A 17,961-nucleotide genomic window follows, 5' to 3' on the forward strand; every position below is an offset into this window, starting at 1 on the left:
TGAGCGGGCCGCTTATCTTTTTTGTTTAGTAGAACGATATACTCGTTATCAGCGTTATTCAAGTTTGTCTATGCAATCGTTTTATCAAACCAGTTTTCAAAGAAAGGCAGTGGTTCAATAAAGGGGAATGGTGCTGTGCTTTTATCAATTAAAAAAATAATTTAATTCTTTATTAACCGCATTAGGGGATGTCATCATGAAAAACATATACACCAAAATGGCAGCGGGTCTTTATATTAACTATTTCCTGCTGGGCATGATCAATATTATTATCGCATCCAATATGGAGGCATTATCAAAACAGCTTCATACATCCGCAGCCGGGGTCAGCTATTTGGTCTCCGCCATCGGGATCGGGAAGCTGATTTCGCTTCTGTTTGCCGGGAAGCTTTCGGATACATTCGGGAGACGGCCGTTTATCGTGTCGGGCGCCTTTCTGTATCTGATTTTCCTAATCGGAATTCCGCTTTCGACAAACTATACGGCCGCGTTTATCTTCGCTATTTTCGCCGGGATCGCCAATTCCTTTTTGGATTCCGGGACATATCCGGCGCTTATTGAAGGATTTCCGAAAAACGCAAGCTCTGCAACCGTGTTAATCAAAGCGTTTGTATCCATCGGCGCGACGGTGCTTCCGTTTTTCATCGCGTTTATTGCGGACAGGCATTTGTTTTACGGCTGGACGTTTTTCGTACCGGGCATTATTTTCTTCCTGAACGGCTTTTTCCTGTTGAAAGTTCCGTTTCCGAATCATAAGCAAAAAGAAGACGGCGGTCGGACGGAAGCCTCTCCGTCTGATGACGCGTTCACATCACAGCCGTCGATATGGCGCGAAGGCCTCGCAATCATTCTGTTAGGCTTTTCATCAACGGCGCTGTTTATGCTCGTTCAAGTATGGCTTCCTAAGTTCGGGCAATCCGTTTTGGGCATGCCTGAGGTGCAGGCCGTCAAATTGTTGAGCTATTACAGTATCGGGGCGCTTGTGTCCGTGTTATTGCTGGCTGTGCTGTTAAACAGAGTGATTCAGCCGATTACGGTAATGGTGCTGTACCCTGTGATCGCGGCAATCGCGCTGCTTGCTCTGATTTTTATTCAGCAGCCGGCCGTATCGGTCATCAGCTCCTTTGTCATCGGACTTTCAACTGCGGGCATTCTGCAATTGGCGATGACGGTTATGGCTGTTTTATTCCCTAAAAATAAAGGTACGATCACATCTTTTGTTAATATAGCATCAAGCTTATCTTTTATTGTCATTCCGCTTGTAACGGGAGCGATATCCAAAGCCGCCGGCCTGACGCCTGTTTTTCTGCTTGATATCGGAATTGCGGCCGTCAGCGCCCTTCTCGCGTTGTTTATCGGAATCCGCTTTAAGCAAGTGATGAAAGCCTGACTATTTTTTAAGGGAGAGGATTTATCATGCAATCTATCACGATCAGAAATACGGTCATCGGCGAAGGGCTTCCGAAGATCATTGTGCCGCTGATGGCGGCAGGAGAGAAAGAACTGCTCGAAGAAATTGAAGCCGTCAACAGGCTTCGCCCGGATATCATTGAGTGGCGGGCGGATGTATACGAGCATGTTGACAGCCTGGACGCCGTAAAAGGCATGCTTGAAAAGCTGCGGAAAGCCGCAGACGCAACACCGCTGCTTTTCACATTCAGAACCCATAAAGAAGGTGGAAATAAAGTTATTGATGACCGCTTTTACATTGAATTGCTTAAAACCGCCATCGAAACAAAACATATTGACCTTGCAGACGTTGAGCTGTTTACGGGAGAAGCGGAAGTCAAATCAATTGTGAAAACCGCTGAAGACAACGGCGTATATGTCGTCATGTCCAATCATGATTTTCATCAGACACCGAAAAAAGAAGAAATCATTTCCCGGCTGCGGAACATGCAGGCGTATGGCGCGCACATTCCGAAAATCGCGGTGATGCCGCAAAGCACGGAAGATGTTTTCGTCTTATTGGATGCCACTCACACGATGAAAACACAATACGCGGACCGGCCGATCATCACGATGTCAATGGCGGGAACAGGCCTGATCAGCCGCCTGGCCGGCGAAGTCTTCGGCTCAGCGTGCACGTTCGGAGCGGGCAAAGAAGCATCAGCGCCCGGGCAGATTCCCGTTGAGGAATTGCGCAGCGTACTCAGCATTTTAAATAAACATATGTAATCAGCGTTTTTTGCCCTCAAAGCGGGATGAAAAACAAATGAATGGACTAACGGAGGAATACATCATGAAGAAAGAATTAGGACGGATTAACGGAAAAACTCAGCTTATCGGATTATTCGCGACACCGATCGGACACTCTTTATCTCCGGCGATGCACAACCTGGCGTTTAAAAAATTAGGATTGAACTACGCTTACCTCGCGTTTGAAGTCGGCAATGAACAGCTGGAAGATGTGGTAACGGGAATGCGTGCCTTAAACGTCAGAGGCTTCAATGTCTCGATGCCGAATAAGATGAACATTCTCCCTTACCTCGATGAACTCGCGGATTCAGCGAAATTCACCGGCGCGGTAAATACAGTCGTTAATGAAAACGGCAGACTGATCGGACACTCCACTGACGGTATGGGATACGTCCGCAACTTAAAAGAACACGGCATCGATATCACAGGGAAAAAAATGACGCTGGTCGGTTCCGGCGGGGCCGCCACTCCGATAGCGATTCAATCCGCATTGGAAGGCCTCGGAGAAATCTCTATTTTCGCCCGCAATGACGCGTTTTTCGAAAAAGCAGAAGAAAATGTCCGCATCATCAATGAAGAAATGAAGGGATCTTCTTGTAAAGCGAAAGTCTTCCCGCTCGAAGATCAAGATGCGCTGCGTGCTGAAATCGCTTCAAGCGATATTTTCACAAACGGAACAGGTGTCGGCATGAAACCGCTTGAAGGCTTAAGCGTTATTGAAGATACATCCATGCTCCGTCCGGATTTGATTGTGACAGACGTCGTTTACAACCCCGTTACGTCAAAATTGCTTGAACAAGCTCAAGCGGCCGGCTGCAACACCATTAACGGTCTCGGCATGATGCTTTGGCAGGGCGCCATGGCATTTGAATATTGGACAGGCCGTGAAATGCCGGTTCAGTATATTAAAGAGCAAATGTTTGAATAACCTATTGTGACAGAAGCGCCGAAGGACAATCCGTCTTCCGGCGCTTTATCTTTTTCCCCCTCCTCTCTCTTTCTTCTCATGCGCCAAAACGCTTATAATGGATGTAACGAATAAAAACCAAGTGAGGAATGCGACGTATGAAACAGCAAAAAAAACGCCGGGTGACATTGCAGCAGGTCGCCGAACATGCCGGCGTCTCAACATCCACCGCTTCATTAATTGTCCGCAACAATCCCCGAATTTCCGAAGCGACCCGTGAGAAAGTGCTGCAATCCATGCGGGAGCTGGGGTACGTATATGATCGGGTCGCCGCGAATTTACGATCACAGACGTCCACAACGGTAGGATTGATTATCACTGACATTTCCAATACGTTTTTCTCAGAGTTTCTGATCGGCGTTCAGAATACGCTTGAGGAAGTCGGATTAACGGTGCTGTTAGGCACGACATTTGATTCCGTCGCCAAACAGGAGCAGCTGATTTCGACCATGCTGGAGCACAGGGTCGGCGGATTGATTTTGTGTCCGGTTTCAGGTGCGGCTGAGGAAACCCTTTCCCGCCTTGAGCAGCTTGACATTCCGGTCGTGCTCGCCGTCAGGGAGATTGCCGATGCAGACTGTGATTTTGTCGGAGCCGATTATGAAGAAGGCACTTATAAGGCAGTGCGTCATTTCATTGAGAAAGGCCATCAGGAGATTGCGTTTCTGGGCGGCGTGAAGCACTCATCAACATGGACGAAGCGTATGAAAGGGTTTAAAAAAGCGCTCCGTGAAGCGGATCTGGAAGTGAAAAATGAATATGTCATTGACAGCGCGCCGACCCGCGAAGCAGGCTGTGAGGCCGTGACGGAGCTCCTCCGCCGGTCTGAGCGCCCGACCGCGATTTTCTGCTTCAGTGATTTGGTCGCGTTCGGCGTCATGCAAGGGATCAGAAAAGCCGGGCTCGTTCCGGGCGAAGATATTGACATTGTCGGCTTTGATAACGTGCCGGAAGCTGAAATTTCTTATCCCCCGCTTACAACCGTTTCTTCCTTTCCGCGGCAGTCGGGAAAAGAAGCGGCTCAATTGCTGCATCATAAAATCACCAATGCCCAGCACAAAAACAACGCATTATTCTGGCGCCTGAGCTGGTCATCCGGGAATCTTCACAAAAAAGCGGAACGCCTGATACGGCGCTCCGCTTTTATATTACGCAAGCAGTTTTAATGATTCGCGGTTGAATGCCGGAATGTCATCCGGTGTGCGGCTTGTGACCAGCTGGTTCTGGCAGACGACGACTTCTTCATCCACCACATTCGCGCCCGCGTTTTCCATGTCGATTCGGATTGAAGTAAATCCTGTCGCTTTGCGCCCGTCCAATGCTTTCGCGTTGATGAGAAGCTGAGGTCCGTGGCAGATGGCGAACACCGGTTTTTTATCATCCATAAACGCTTTGGCAAATTGGACGAAACGGTCATCCGCACGCAGCATGTCAGGAGAGAATCCGCCCGGGATCAGCAATGCGTCAAAGTCTTTCGGATTCACATCATCGATGGACGCGTCCACTTTCACTTCCGCTTCCCCTTGTTTGCCTTTGACGGTTTTTCCTTTTTCCTGTTCAATTACGGTTAATTCATGACCCGCATCTTTAAAAGCTTTCGCAGGTTCAGTATACTCGACATCCTCAAAGTAATCCGTTAATACAACTGCAATTTTTTTACCCATAGTTACTACCTCCTGCTTGATGAAGTCTACATAAATCCATGTACCCCAGCCACACTAACATCAAACATAGGTAACGCGTTTACCGCCCGCCTGTTTTACATAGGTCATTATCCTCATTTTTTATCTTTTTACAAGAATCATCATGAAATCTATATAAACTTTCACAAAATATTCTTACAATGGTACTGCATGACAAAATTTGTTGAAAGGTGGAGAACAGGTGAGAATACAGAAAAGACGATGCAGCGTCAATATGACACTCCGTATTCTGCTGCCCCTAGTTATGATACTTAGTCTAATCCTCCCAACATCACCCATTAAAGCAGAAGAAAACAAATCCTCCAGTGTGAATCTCAGCATTTTAGCCACAACTGACGTTCACGCTAACATGATGGACTACGATTACTACAGCGACAAACCGACAACGGAATTCGGACTGGCCCGAACGGCTCAGCTTATTGAGAAGCACAGGCGCGAAAACCCGAATACGCTGCTTGTCGATAACGGAGATCTGATTCAGGGCAATCCCCTCGGAGAATATGCCGTAAAATATGAGAAAAATGATATCATTTCAGGCGCAAAGACCCATCCGATCATTGAAGTGATGAACAGTCTGCATTATGACGCAGGAACACTCGGCAATCATGAATTTAATTACGGGCTTGAATTCCTGGACGGGACAATCAAAGGCGCTGATTATCCGATCGTTAACGCCAATGTGAAAACAGTAAGCGGCGAAAACCGTTATACGCCTTATGTCATAAAAGACAAAACCGTCACGGATGAAAACGGCGGCAAGCATCAGCTAAAAGTCGGCTACATCGGCTTTGTTCCTCCTCAGATCATGACGTGGGATAAGAAAAATCTCGAAGGCCGCGTTCAGGTCGAGGACATTGTGGAATCCGCAAAGAAAACCGTTCCGAAAATGAAAGCTGAAGGAGCCGATATCGTCATCGCCCTCGCCCACAGCGGCATCGAAAAAAGCGCAGTCTTCCGGAGCGGAAAACGCCGTTTTTGACCTGGCAACGAAAGTCAGCGGAATTGACGCGATCGTATCCGGCCATCAGCACGGGCTTTTCCCTGATGCCGAATACAAAGGCGCTGCTCAATTCGACGTCGATAAAGGCACGATTAATGGCATCCCCGTTGTTATGTCAAGCAGCTGGGGCAAATATGCGGGCGTCATCGACCTTAGGCTTGAAAAAACAGACAGCGCGTGGCATGTGGAAGATGCAAAAGGAAGCATCGAGCCGATTGCCGGCAATGTGACTTCGGAAAACGAGACCGTCGTCAATACCGTCAAAAAAAGCGCACGAAGGCACTTTAAAATACATCAGAGAACCCGTCGGCCAGACAAAAGCCGATATCAACAGTTTCTTCGCCCAAGTAAAAGATGATCCGTCCATTCAAATCGTAACGGATGCGCAAAAATGGTACGCCGAAAATAAGATGAAGGATACGGAGTACAAAGATCTGCCTATCCTCTCGGCGGGCGCCCCGTTTAAAGCCGGCGGGCGGAACGGCTCAAACTACTATACAAACATTTCCGCTGGCGACCTCGCCATCAAAAACATCGGCGATTTGTACCTGTATGACAACACGGTTCAGATCGTCAAGCTGAACGGAAGCGAAGTGAAAGACTGGCTCGAAATGTCCGCGGGGCAATTTAATCAGATCGATCAGGCAAAAGGCGGCAGCCAAGCGCTTTTAAATGACGCCTACCGCTCATACAATTTTGATGTCATTGACGGTGTCACCTATCAGGTCGATGTCACAAAACCGGCGAAATACAACGAAAACGGAACAGTCATTCATCCCGATGCAAGCCGGATCGTCAACCTTTCTTATCAAGGAAAGCCCGTCAGCGCCAAGCAGGAATTTCTGATCGTCACAAATAATTACCGCGCTTCAGGCGGAGGAGGATTCCCTCACTTAAGCAATGATAAAATCGTATACTCTTCTGCCGATGAGAACAGGCAGGTCTTAATGGATTACATCATCCAGCAGAAAACGATTAATCCGCAGGCTGATCATAACTGGTCCATCCTTCCGGTCAAAGGGACAAATCTGACATTTGAATCTTCCTTGGCCGCAAAGCCGTTTGCCGACCGCGCAGATGACGTCGCCTATATCGGTGAATCACAAAACGCGGGCTACGGACAGTACAAGCTCCAATTCAAAGATGATGAACCGGGCATAGATCCGCCGAAAGATGACGCATGGAAACTCACCGTTATGCATACAAATGACACGCACGCCCACCTTGATAACGCGGCGAGGCGGATGACGAAAATCAAAGAAATCAGAAGCGAAACCGACCGCAGTATTTTGCTGGATGCGGGAGACGTTTTCTCAGGCGATCTCTATTTCACAAAGTGGCAGGGGCTGGCTGATTTAAAATTGATGAACAGCATGGGCTACGACGCAATGACCTTCGGAAATCATGAGTTTGATAAAGGTCCGGGTGCTCTCGCCAGCTTCCTGAGCGGTAACGGGAGCGCGTCTGACCCATCCGGGAAATACAATTTTCAAGCGCCTGACTTTCCGCTCGTCAGCTCAAATGTCGATGTGTCCAAAGAGTCAAAACTCAGACCATTCATGAAAAAAGCAGACACATTTACGGCAGGGAAAAAGAAAAAAGCAGGCATCTATCCATATATTCTGCTTGATGTAAACGGAGAAAAAGTCGCCGTATTCGGCTTGACGACAGAAGATACGTCCGTCACATCAAGCCCGGGAAAAAGCATTGTCTTTCATGATGCCTTCCAATCCGCACAAGATACGGTAAAAGAAATACAGAACAAGGAACATGTCAATAAAATTATCGCCCTGACCCATATCGGGCATCAGCGTGATCTCGATCTTGCCAAAAAGGTAAAAGGCATCGACTTAATCGTCGGCGGACATACGCATACGCTTGTAGATAAAATGGAAATTGTCAAAAACGAAGAGCCGACCATCGTCGCCCAAGCAAAAGAATACGGCGAATATTTAGGCCGTGTCGATGTCGCATTTGACAAAAACGGCGTCGTCCTGCCGGAACAATCCTCTCTTCAAGCGCTGCCGGTGAATGAGCAGACGAAAGAAGACCCGGATCTGAAAAAAGAGCTTGATCCGTTTAAAAAAGAGCTCGTCTCAGTCAAAAATGAAAAAGTCGGTTCAACGAAGGTCGCACTTGACGGCCAGCGCGAGCATGTCCGCTCCAAAGAAACCAATCTCGGAAACTTCATCGCAGACGGCATGCTGCAAAAAGCGAAGGAAGCCGCCGGCGCCCAAATCGCGATCACAAACGGGGGCGGCATCCGCGCGGGCATTGATAAAGGAGACATCACCCTCGGCGACGTGCTGAATGTGATGCCGTTCGGCAACACGCTTTACGTCGCGGATTTAACCGGAAAACAGATCAAACAAGCCCTGGAACAAGGGTTAAGCGGAATTGAGGCTCAAGGCGGCGCCTTCCCTCAAGTTGCCGGTTTAACATACACGTTTACACTGAATAAAAAGCCGGGACACCGCGTTCTTCAAGCTGCGGCCGTACAGGATGACGGCAGTGTAAAGCCGATTTCTGATAAGAAGACATACAGAGTCGCCACCAGTAACTTTGTCGGTGAAGGCGGAGACGGATATTCCGTCTTTAACGAAGCGTCCCATAAAGAAGACCTTGGCTTTGTCGACTATGAGGTCTTCGTTGAGCAGCTTGAAAAAGCGGGAAAAGCGGTGGAACCGAAAGTTGACGGCCGCGCGCAGGAAGTGTACCTGCCGACAAAACAAAAAAACGGTTCGTGGACGCTTGAAGATGACAGCGCATTTGCCGTCTATGCAAAAAACGCCAACACGCCGATCGTGTATTACGATAAGAATGACGGCGCCAAAAAGCCGATTGATCTCAGCGTGACCAAAAACAAATCGGCCTGTTAAAGGACAGAACTTCGGATTCTTCCCTTACGATCCTGCATGACAAGTTCAGCATGAAAATGCCGATGGCAAACCCTGCTTCAGCTGATACACGATTCGGTGTGACGCCGAAAGGAAAAGTTAGCGGGGCGCTTTCAAATGTATACGACTTTACAATGAAGCAGAAAAACAAAGACATCAAAACATTCAAAGCGCCGGTAAAGCTCACCCTGCGCATTGAGAATATGAAAAAGGCGAAACAGCCCGGCATTTATCATGTAGACCGGAAAAAGAACGTCTATACAAAAACAGACAACGGTTCGGTTTCACACGATCTCGTCACGGGCTATACAAATCATTTCAGTGAATACACCATATTAAACGCAAACACGAAGAGCGCGCCGCCGACAAGCGGAGATCACGGCTCCGGAAAGCAGCCAAGCGGACAAAAACCGTCATCCGGCCCTGCGCAGGACGGAGTATCGCCGGGCGGCCTGCTTCCTGATACGGCCACAACGATGTATTCCATCCTTCTTGCCGGGTTACTCATCAGCGCGCTCGGAACGGCACTGTATCTGTATCAAAGAAGAAAAGCAAAAAAAGTGAACGAAGCATAAAAAGACCGCTTTTATCAGGCGGTTCATCCCAAAAGCTCTCCTGATCTGATATCAGGAGAGCTTTTTCTGCCGGTCCCCCTCTGAGTCGACAGCCGTACGGCCGAGTGATAAAATATGAACGTTATTCGCGAAAGACTGCATCCGCATCGTTCAACACTTCACGGCAGGGCCTCTCTTTCACACGGCGCCGCCTGTTTGGAGGACTTTTTTTGAAGATTACAGGAAACAAACGAAACCGCATGTCTTACAAGAAAAAGCTGTTTTACGTGATAACAGCGCTTTGTTTTATCAGCTCGCTCATTTTTGTCACTCACAACGCTTCTTTTTATGAGCGGCCGATTGCCAAAGTGACGAAAACAACATTGGAACATCAGTCTGACGTACAGGACATGCATAAAAACAAAGATAAGATTTTCACTCAGACGATCACAGCCAGACTTGAAAACGGAAGTCAGAAAGGACAGCTCATTCATTTGTCCAATCAGTATTCTTTATCCGGAGCAAATGATCAGAAATATTCGATTGGCGATGAAGTATTCGTTTCTATTGATAAAGGGAAACCATCAAACAAAGATATATCGGGAAGCATTATAGATAAAAAACGGGATAAACAGCTTTTGCTGATCGCCTGGGTTTTCATCTTCACCTTGCTTATCGTCGGCAAAAAACAAGGCTTCTTTTCGATCGTCAGCCTGATGTTTAATGCCGTTTTACTGTCGTTTGCATTAGATTTGTACAGGAAGCATCCTAATATAGGGTTAATTTTCATCTGCGGTATCTGTATTCTCATCTTTACGGTCATCTCATTGCTGCTTGTCAGCGGTTTTCACGCGAAAACATACGCCGCCATAACCGCGACACTCGCAGGCACGTTCGTTTCCCTGCTGATTACGTATCTGGTAATGCTGGCAACCGGAGAGAAAGGTCTCAGATATGAGGAAATGCAGTATTTAACCCGCCCTTATCACACGGTGTTTATGGCCGGGGTATTTATCGGATCACTGGGAGCGGTCATGGATGTGGCCATTACCATGACGTCATCTGTCTTCGGATTATATGAAGAAAACAAGGGTATCTCATTACAAGCTCTCAGACGTTCCGGGATGGAGATCGGAAAAGACATCATGGGGGCGATGACCAACATTCTGTTTTTTGCTTATATAAGCGGCTCTATTCCGATGATGCTTTTGTATTTGAAAATGATTCCCCGATAGGATTCACTCTTTCTATGAACATTTCCTTGGAAATAGCCAGAGCATTGGCCGGGGGGATCGGAATTGTATTAACCATACCCGCCAGTCTGTATGCTTCTGTCTTTTTTATTAAACGAAAGAAGGCAAGCTCATGAATGTCATCGTAATTCTCGCGGCGATTTTATTTCTATTAATGGTCATCATCGGCGGAAAAAAGGAGCGAGGTCTTTTATTGCGTTATTCTTAAATTTCGGTGTTCTCTTTCTCACCATTATTTTCATGACAGACCCGCATATCAATCCGATTGTTTTAACATTGCTCTCTTCCGCCGTGATTTGCAGCATTACTCTTTTTTATATTAATGGAGGAAACGTCAAAACCGTAACCGCCTTTATTTCTGCAATGCTGACCATTGCATTGCTGCTGTTTTTTATTATGGCCGTAACAAAACATACTTCGATTCAGGGATTCGGTGAAGAAGAATTGGGGGATATCGGTATATTCACACTGTTTGTCGGGGTGGATTTTGTGAAGGTTACCGCAGCTATGATCATCATGGGCACGATTGGAGCGATTACCGATGTCGCGATTTCCATTACTTCACCCATGCGGGAAATTTACAGTCATAATCCGTCCATGAGCAGAAAAGAACTGTACATATTCGGATTAAGCATCGGGAGAGATATTTTAGGAACGAATACGAATACGTTATTCTTTGCTTTTTTCGGCAGCTATTTGGCTTTAATTATCTGGTTTAAAGACTTATCATACTCAGCTGAAAAAATAGTGAACTCAAAAGTATTCAGTGCGGAAGCCGTCACCATTCTTTGCGCCGGAATCGGGATCGGCATCATCATTCCCGTTACGTCCTGGATCACCGCCTGTTTTTTAGCAAAACCAAATAAACAGTAAAAGCTGCCGGGACACGCCCGGCAGCTTTTTTTATCTTAAACCCACTTTACAACGTCTTTTGAGGCAGATCTTGTTTTCGGGCGCGGTTCTCTGACACGGTAGCCGAATGCGGCCATGACAGAGATGTCGAAACTTCCGTTTTCCAGAAGCCCTTCTTCTTCAAGAATCCGGTGGATTTCTTTGTAGTTGAAGCCTTCTACAGGACAGGAATCGATGCCGATCTGCGCAGCGGCTGTCATCATATTGCCGAGGGCGATGTAAGTCTGTTTGGATGCCCAGTCAAACAGCGCGCGATCTGATTCAAGCAGATTGAAATCATTTTTCTGGAATTCTTCCGTTTTGCTGATATAGCCTTCATACATATCTTCCGGCATTTTTTTGACTTCCCGCAAGTGATTTTTGACATAATCGGCGTCAAAACGGATATCCTTTGCCGTCCGGGCAAGCAGAAGTACGAAATGGCTTGCGGTCGGCAGCTGCTTTTGCGCCCCCCATGTGAACTCGCGGAGTTTTTCACGAAGCTCCGGATTTTGAACGACGACAAATTTCCAAGGCTCCAAACCGAGTGAGCTTGGGGATAATCTTCCCGTTTCTAAAATGAATTCAAAATCGCTTTCTGAAATTTTTTTCTCAGGATCAAATTCCTTTGTAGCGTGTCTGAATTGATACGCTTCGATGATCTGCTGTTTTTTATCTGACATTCATGATCTCTCCTTTTCATCTCGTTATGTACTATTGTAGCCATTATTTTTGAAAGTACCAGTACGCACATTTTTGTTGGATAGTATTCATTTTGATACTGACAAAAAAACGGGCTGCCGCGGCAGTCCGTTTTTATTTTTCTCTTCTCGCAAAGTCGACGAAACGGAATTTATCGAGCCTGTGCCGGCTTTCCGTATATTGGAAGAGGCTGGTATCCTCCAAAAAGACGCGGTTTTTCACGATCGCCATATGGCTGAACCCGCCGAGATCCAAATACTTCCGGTCTTCCTCCCCCGCCGGCTCCATGACAATTTCCTTTTGCGCGTAGCTGATGGACAGGCCGAGCTCTCCTTCGAGATACTCATAGATCGAATCTTCGCAAATCGCCTTCGTCAATTGAGGCACATGTTTTTTCACAAAGTAATCCTTGTCCAAAATAATATGTTCTCCGTCAATCCGTCTTGATCTGACGACTTCCCACACCTTTTCATCCGCTTCTGTACCAAGCTCTTTTGCGGCTTCTGAGGGAGGCAGGATCAGCCCGAGACGGTGAACCTCCGTTCTCGTCTCTTTTCCGAGCGTTTCCGAAAGCTCTTTGAAGCTGATCAGGCCTGAGACGGGAAAGCGCATTTTTTCTCTGTCTAATATGACGGAGCCTTTGCCTTTGATTTTCTGGATGTAGCCGTTTTGCGCCAGCATATTGAGCGCTTTACGGACGGTTTCTCGTGATGTGCCGTATTGATCGCACAAATCATTTTCAGACGGAAGAACGTCTTCAGCCTTCCGCTGGCCGCTTTCAATCTGCCGCACCATATCTTTATAGATTGTGATATATTTATTCACTTTCATTCATGACCACCCAGATTAGTGTATCACGCTTTTGTCAGATGATAAACGATCGATTCATACGGACGGAGCGTCAATCGTTCCGGCCGCCCTTCCCTCGGTTCATCATTCGTCAGCAGCACCGTAAACCGCCAGCCGTCCGTGTCTTTAAGCGGAACCGTAAAGTCCGCTTCTTTCCCGTAGAAGTTGTTGATGCACAGAAGTTTTTCATCCTTGCCGTGTCTGACGTACGCCAGAACCGCCGGATCATCTTCAGCAAGCAGCTCAAACGTTCCTTCAGTCACGATGTCATATTCCTTTCTGAGCTTGATGAGCTTCTGATAATGGTAGAAAATTGAATCCGGGTCCCGCAAAGCAGCTTCCGCGTTAATGTCCCGATAATCATCCGCCGCCGGAATCCAAGGCGTTCCCGTCGTGAAGCCGCCGTGCGGTCCGCTGTTCCATTGAACGGGGGTTCTTGCATTGTCTCTTGATTTCTCTTTTAAAATGGCGATAATGTCTTTTTCTGACACGCCTTCTTCCTTCATCTTTTTGTAAATGTTCAGTGATTCGACATCGCGGTATGAGCCGATGTCATCGAACTTCGGATTGCCCATGCCGATCTCCTCACCTTGATAAATGTAGGGCGTGCCCTGCATCATATGAATGGCCGCCGCCAGCATTTTGGCTGATTTCGTCCGGTATTCGCCGTCGTCTCCGTATCTGGATACGGCCCGCGGCTGGTCGTGGTTGCACCAGAATAATGCGTTCCAGCCTCCGCCGTTTTGCATCTCCGTCTGCCAAAACGCTAAAATCCGTTTCAGCTTCAGAAAATCAAACGGAGCGAGCGCCCATTTTTCACCATTCGGATAATCCACTTTTAAATGATGAAAGTTAAAGGTCATATCGAGTTCTTTATTTTCAGGGTTTGTGTACCGGATGCAGTGGTCAGCCGTTGTCGAGGACATTTCACCGACCGTCATGCTGTCATATTTCGAAAACACTTCCCGGTTCATCTCATGAAGAAATTCGTGCACGCGCGGCCCGTCCGTATAATAAGGGCGCCCGTCACGGCCATCCTCGGCATCAGGAAACGATTGGTCTTTAGAAATGAGGTTGATCACATCCAGCCGGAAACCGTCGATCCCTTTTCGGAACCAAAAATGCATCATGTCGTAAACCTGTTTTCTCATCTCTTCATTTTCCCAGTTCAAATCGGCCTGCGACACATCGAATAAATGCAGATAGTGCTGGCCTGACGCCGGGTCGAGCTCCCAAGCGGAACCGCCGAATTTTGATTCCCAGTTGTTCGGCGCCCGGCCGTCTTCCTTTCCGTCTTTCCAAATGTAAAAATCCCGATACGGACTGTCGGGTGACGAGACCGCTTCTTTGAACCATTGATGCTCGACTGATGTATGGTTTACGACAAGATCCATGACGACCTTGATTCCTCTTTTGTGCGCTTCATCAAGAAGGCGTTCAAAATCCTCCATCGTTCCGTATTCTTCATAAATGGTGCAGTAATCGCGAATGTCATAACCGTTGTCATTCTGCGGCGAATCGTAAATCGGCGTAAGCCAAATGACATCAATCAAAAGCTTCTGCAAATAATCAAGCTTCTCGATAATACCGTTCAGATCACCGATCCCGTTTCCCGTCGTATCATTAAAGCTCTTCGGATAAATTTGATATACCGCTGCCTTTTTCCACCATGGTGTGCTGTCTGTTTTCATTTTTCTTCACCGCCTGTATTGTTTTGAATGGAAAGGGAAAAGGGACAGCCTGTTAGAAGGCGCCCCGCAGGTTTTCTATTTTTGCCGTTTCAGCCGCGCATACCCGTATGTTCCCGCAAACGGGAGAATCAGCACAATCAGCATTCCGATCGCAAACGGACCCCAGTACCGGCTCATAATGGAGAAGATCCCCGGCACGCCGCCGACTCCGACCGAGCTTGCGAGAACGCCTTTGACGGAGATAAACATCCCCGCGATTCCCGAACTGATCATAGCGATCACAAACGGAAATTTGTAACGCAGATTCACGCCGAAAATCGCCGGCTCTGTAATGCCCAAATATGCGGAAATGCCGGCCGTCAGTGAAAGCCCCCGCTGTTTTTTATCTTTTGTAATCAGCATCATGGCCAGAGCCGCCGATCCTTGAGCGATATTTGACAATGCGAGCATCGGCCATAAAAATGTGCCGCCGAGCTTTGATCCGATTAATTGAAGATCGACCGCGAGAAACGTATGATGCATCCCCGTGATCACAAGCGCCGAATACAGCCCTCCGTACAGCAGGCCTCCGATGGCGGAGAATTGGCCGAAAACGGCAATCAATCCCGCCGTCAGCGCGTTACCGATCGCAAAGGTGATCGGACCGATGATAACAAAGGATAGAAAACCGATGACCAAAAGCGTCACCGGTGCGACGACCAACAGCTGAATGCCCTCCGGCGTCCGTTTCGTCAAAAAGAGCTCAAGCCTGGCAAGTAAATAAGACGCCAGCAGAATCGGAAGCACCTGACCTTGATACCCGACTTTCTGCACCTCAAGGCCGAACAGGTTCCACACCGGAATATCGCCGCTCTGCTCGGCGGCCCCGTAGCCCCATGCGTTTAACAGATCAGGATGCACCAGCATCAGCCCGAGCACGATACCCAAAAGCGGGCTTCCTCCGAACCGCTTCACTGCCGACCAGCCGATTAAAGCCGGCAGAAAAGCGAAGGCCGTCCCCGCAATCAGATTAATCATATTGGCGAGATCCGCCCATTGCGGATGCACTTGGACAATCGATTTCGTGCTGTAGAAAATGCCTTCCGCCGTTAAGATATTGTTCAGACCCATTAAAAGCCCGGCCGTAACGATCGCCGGCAAGATCGGAATAAAGATGTCCGCAAGCGTTTTCACAGCACGCTGCAAAGGATTCATTTTTTGCGCTGCCGCCTTCTTCACATCATCCTTGGACGCTTCACCCATCCCCGTTTCCTTCACTAATTCCGCATATACTTTGTTGACCGTCCCCTGCCCGATCACGACTTGAAACTGCCCGTTTACCGCAAAAGATCCTTTGACAATGTCTATTGCATCAAGCATTTTTTGGTTTACCTTGGTTTCATCTATTAATGCAAACCGCAAACGCGTCACACAATGAGTCGCCGCCTCAATATTTTCAATTCCGCCGACAGCTTCAGCGATCTGCCGCGCAGCCCGGTTAAACTCACCCATGCCAACCCCTCCGTAACCGTTTTCATTTTGTCTCGCAAACTTGTATATACATGTTTATGACTCTATTGTAATGATGTATATACATGTCGTCAATCTATTTTTATAGCGCTTTCATCACAAATATACTGCGAAAGACCCTGAAACAAAAAAAAGCCCTCCGGAACCGGGCCTTGACTTCTTGTTTGGTCGGGAACATGTCCGGGCGGAATTCACAACAGGAGCACAAAAAGCATACAGTACTGTACAACTAAGTTAAAGAGGTGTGAAGAGATGCCATCCACTGTTATCAACCTGTACTATTTGAAGATTAACAGTATTTCTGGCAACGGATCTATTACGATTGGGGAAGCGGCATACAACAGTCCCACCACAAATAACAAATCACAAGGACTGAACTCTTCATTCGGCGATACGTCACCTATAGAATCGATGATGGAGAACTTGTTAAATGATCCTGATGTCAACGACCAGACAGAAATCGGAACCGCAGATACCGCAAATGTTATGCCGGTACCGCCGACTATAGATTAAAGGGGTTTTTATGAATGCCTTACCAAATTAACGTCGTCAATATAAAAGTAAACGGAGCAACGCAAAACGGAAACGTCGATATCGGTCAGACCGTACAAAACAGCCACACCGCCAACAGCAAATTTGTCGGCGCAAACTTTTCTTTAGGGGATTTTTCGCCGGCCGCCGGATGTTTGAATTCGGGCCATCTTGACCCTGACGTGAGCGATCAGGATCAGATCGCCAACCCGTCAATGCCGATCGCAAATCAAATATAGGGAGGTTCTGCCGAAGTGGATATCGAAAAAATGAGAAAGTGGCTTGAGATTACGAACGAGCACAAGCCCAGCGACTTTTGGACCAATGTCCTGAAACGGAAATCTCCCGAAGATTTTTTCTCCTTACAAAAAAACACCCTGACTTATGATATTTATCAGGATGAACAGCACACATTTGTCATTGTGGAAATGCCCGGCGTTTACGAAGAAGAATTGACATTGAGGCTGCTGTCAAGAACACGGCTGCATATAAGAGGAAACATCACACCCCTTTTTCCAAAGAACATGGGCGTCTGCCAAAACCGGTATTACGGGGAAATCGATGAGACGATTGAGCTTCCTGAACCGGCTGAGCCCCACCTGTTACAGGCGCAGTGCGTAAACGGCCTGCTCCACATTTCCTACCCGCGCCTTATGGAGCACATTCCTTTTCAGAAAAAAATCTAAAGAGCCGGCTTACGGGCGGCCCAGCCGTCTGTACACTTTCTCCTTATAATGAGAAGATGCGGGTTTTGAAAACATGGCTTTCTCCTCCGTCAGTTTGTCGAGTCTGACTTGTTTTTCCGTCCGTTTGTTCCGCAGGTGATCCCGCTCCTGTTCATTGCGGCACTTGGCGATCAAATAATCGAGCGTCATCAGCTCTTTCTTCAGCGCGCCCTCATCCTCGGCGATCCCGGCGTTTTTTAATATGCGGTAGCCCATTCTGAGCGACTCCGGAAGATGTGCGGCATCGTCTTTCGGCAGGGGCTTTCCCATTCCTTTGATGCCGGCGAACTCTCCATCCTTAATGGCGCGCTTGATTTTATCTTCAGCCACGATATGGGCAATATCCATCACTGTTCACCTCTTTTTTCAAAAGAACCGGGTATGATTAAACGGAAACACAAAGCCCAGTTTGTTCCATTTATATGTTTTAAAGCTGTCATTCAACAGATCAACCCCCGTTGCGACAGCGTTTTTCGCCCTTTTTCCGATG

12 protein-coding genes and 4 pseudogenes are annotated in these 17,961 nt (G+C 47.6%); 10 read left to right on the forward strand and 6 right to left on the reverse strand.

All coding sequences use genetic code 11. The features are described 5' to 3' along the window. Nucleotides 1-196: 196 nt before the first annotated feature. The 4 genes and pseudogenes from D368_RS18870 to D368_RS18885 all read left to right on the forward strand — a co-directional run bounded on the left by D368_RS18870 (nt 197) and on the right by D368_RS18885 (nt 4,346). Nucleotides 197-1,390: an MFS transporter gene (locus tag D368_RS18870; RefSeq protein WP_014304620.1), complete on the forward strand. Its 1,194-nt coding sequence runs from the start codon at nt 197-199 to the stop codon at nt 1,388-1,390. 26 nt (nt 1,391-1,416) lie between these two features. Next, a complete protein-coding gene (aroD, locus tag D368_RS18875; RefSeq protein ID WP_128575044.1) occupies nt 1,417-2,178 on the forward strand; it encodes a type I 3-dehydroquinate dehydratase in 762 nt (253 codons plus the stop codon). A 64-nt stretch (nt 2,179-2,242) separates the two neighbouring features. After that, on the forward strand, nt 2,243-3,127 hold the full coding sequence (locus D368_RS18880) for a shikimate dehydrogenase (RefSeq protein WP_003155575.1): 885 nt from the start codon (nt 2,243-2,245) through the stop codon (nt 3,125-3,127). Nucleotides 3,128-3,264: 137 nt separating this feature from the next. Next, nucleotides 3,265-4,346 (forward strand): annotated as a pseudogene (locus D368_RS18885) (LacI family DNA-binding transcriptional regulator). On the opposite strand, the gene D368_RS18890 reads toward D368_RS18885, so the two are convergent. Then, nucleotides 4,315-4,830, reverse strand: coding sequence for a type 1 glutamine amidotransferase domain-containing protein (locus tag D368_RS18890; RefSeq protein ID WP_003155578.1), 516 nt, complete (start codon nt 4,828-4,830; stop codon nt 4,315-4,317). The pseudogene D368_RS18885 and the gene D368_RS18890 sit on opposite strands and share 32 nt — an antisense overlap. Before the next feature lie 220 nt (nt 4,831-5,050). Here D368_RS18890 and D368_RS18895 point away from each other — a divergent pair. From D368_RS18895 to D368_RS18905, 3 pseudogenes are all read left to right on the forward strand, one after another. Further along, nucleotides 5,051-9,341, forward strand: a pseudogene (locus D368_RS18895) (multifunctional 2',3'-cyclic-nucleotide 2'-phosphodiesterase/3'-nucleotidase/5'-nucleotidase). A 209-nt stretch (nt 9,342-9,550) separates the two neighbouring features. Beyond that, nucleotides 9,551-10,689, forward strand: a pseudogene (locus D368_RS18900) (YibE/F family protein). Continuing rightward, a pseudogene (locus D368_RS18905) lies at nt 10,686-11,446 on the forward strand (YibE/F family protein). Before D368_RS18900 ends, D368_RS18905 begins: the two co-directional pseudogenes overlap by 4 nt. Before the next feature lie 35 nt (nt 11,447-11,481). Here the strand turns inward: D368_RS18905 and D368_RS18910 are convergent. The 4 genes from D368_RS18910 to treP all read right to left on the reverse strand — a co-directional run bounded on the left by D368_RS18910 (nt 11,482) and on the right by treP (nt 16,197). Next, a complete protein-coding gene (locus D368_RS18910) occupies nt 11,482-12,147 on the reverse strand; it encodes an NAD(P)H-dependent oxidoreductase (RefSeq protein WP_031378881.1) in 666 nt (221 codons plus the stop codon). A gap of 133 nt (nt 12,148-12,280) precedes the next feature. Further along, nucleotides 12,281-12,997, reverse strand: coding sequence for a trehalose operon repressor (gene treR, locus D368_RS18915; RefSeq protein WP_031378880.1), 717 nt, complete (start codon nt 12,995-12,997; stop codon nt 12,281-12,283). A gap of 23 nt (nt 12,998-13,020) precedes the next feature. Continuing rightward, complete coding sequence (gene treC, locus D368_RS18920) at nt 13,021-14,706, reverse strand: alpha,alpha-phosphotrehalase (protein WP_031378879.1); 1,686 nt, start codon at nt 14,704-14,706, stop codon at nt 13,021-13,023. Nucleotides 14,707-14,781: 75 nt separating this feature from the next. Then, the gene (treP, locus tag D368_RS18925; RefSeq protein WP_128575045.1) at nt 14,782-16,197 is read right to left on the reverse strand and encodes a PTS system trehalose-specific EIIBC component; all 1,416 of its coding nucleotides are present in this window, start codon (nt 16,195-16,197) and stop codon (nt 14,782-14,784) included. A 270-nt stretch (nt 16,198-16,467) separates the two neighbouring features. Here treP and D368_RS18930 point away from each other — a divergent pair, with 270 nt between their 5' ends. Genes D368_RS18930 through D368_RS18940 form a run of 3 tightly spaced genes read left to right on the forward strand, consistent with a single transcriptional unit; the run spans nt 16,468 to nt 17,432 of the window. Continuing rightward, on the forward strand, nt 16,468-16,728 hold the full coding sequence (locus tag D368_RS18930; RefSeq protein WP_014417185.1) for a spore germination protein: 261 nt from the start codon (nt 16,468-16,470) through the stop codon (nt 16,726-16,728). Nucleotides 16,729-16,742: 14 nt separating this feature from the next. Then, nucleotides 16,743-16,985 (forward strand): spore germination protein, encoded by a 243-nt coding sequence (locus tag D368_RS18935; RefSeq protein WP_003155595.1) that lies wholly within the window; start codon nt 16,743-16,745, stop codon nt 16,983-16,985. 15 nt (nt 16,986-17,000) lie between these two features. Continuing rightward, a complete protein-coding gene (locus D368_RS18940; RefSeq protein ID WP_003155596.1) occupies nt 17,001-17,432 on the forward strand; it encodes an Hsp20/alpha crystallin family protein in 432 nt (143 codons plus the stop codon). Between the two features lie 9 nt (nt 17,433-17,441). Here D368_RS18940 and D368_RS18945 read toward each other — a convergent pair whose 3' ends face one another. Beyond that, entirely contained in the window at nt 17,442-17,819 is a 378-nt protein-coding gene (locus tag D368_RS18945) for a DnaJ family domain-containing protein (protein ID WP_007610033.1), read from the reverse strand. Nucleotides 17,820-17,961: the final 142 nt, after the last annotated feature.

The organism is Paenibacillus lentimorbus NRRL B-30488 (assembly GCF_000411595.1).
GTDB lineage: Bacteria > Bacillota > Bacilli > Bacillales > Bacillaceae > Bacillus > Bacillus velezensis.

Bases quoted from the DNA above. Each gene is read 5' to 3' on its own strand.
- D368_RS18945 (WP_007610033.1), bottom strand. From the start codon at position 17,819: ATGGATATTGCCCATATCGTGGCTGAAGATAAAATCAAGCGCGCCATT.
- D368_RS18880 (WP_003155575.1), top strand. From the start codon at position 2,243: ATGAAGAAAGAATTAGGACGGATTAACGGAAAAACTCAGCTTATCGGA.
- treR (WP_031378880.1), bottom strand. From the start codon at position 12,997: ATGAAAGTGAATAAATATATCACAATCTATAAAGATATGGTGCGGCAG.
- D368_RS18935 (WP_003155595.1), top strand. From the start codon at position 16,743: ATGCCTTACCAAATTAACGTCGTCAATATAAAAGTAAACGGAGCAACG.
- D368_RS18870 (WP_014304620.1), top strand. From the start codon at position 197: ATGAAAAACATATACACCAAAATGGCAGCGGGTCTTTATATTAACTAT.
- D368_RS18910 (WP_031378881.1), bottom strand. From the start codon at position 12,147: ATGTCAGATAAAAAACAGCAGATCATCGAAGCGTATCAATTCAGACAC.
- D368_RS18890 (WP_003155578.1), bottom strand. From the start codon at position 4,830: ATGGGTAAAAAAATTGCAGTTGTATTAACGGATTACTTTGAGGATGTC.
- treP (WP_128575045.1), bottom strand. From the start codon at position 16,197: ATGGGTGAGTTTAACCGGGCTGCGCGGCAGATCGCTGAAGCTGTCGGC.
- aroD (WP_128575044.1), top strand. From the start codon at position 1,417: ATGCAATCTATCACGATCAGAAATACGGTCATCGGCGAAGGGCTTCCG.
- treC (WP_031378879.1), bottom strand. From the start codon at position 14,706: ATGAAAACAGACAGCACACCATGGTGGAAAAAGGCAGCGGTATATCAA.
- D368_RS18930 (WP_014417185.1), top strand. From the start codon at position 16,468: ATGCCATCCACTGTTATCAACCTGTACTATTTGAAGATTAACAGTATT.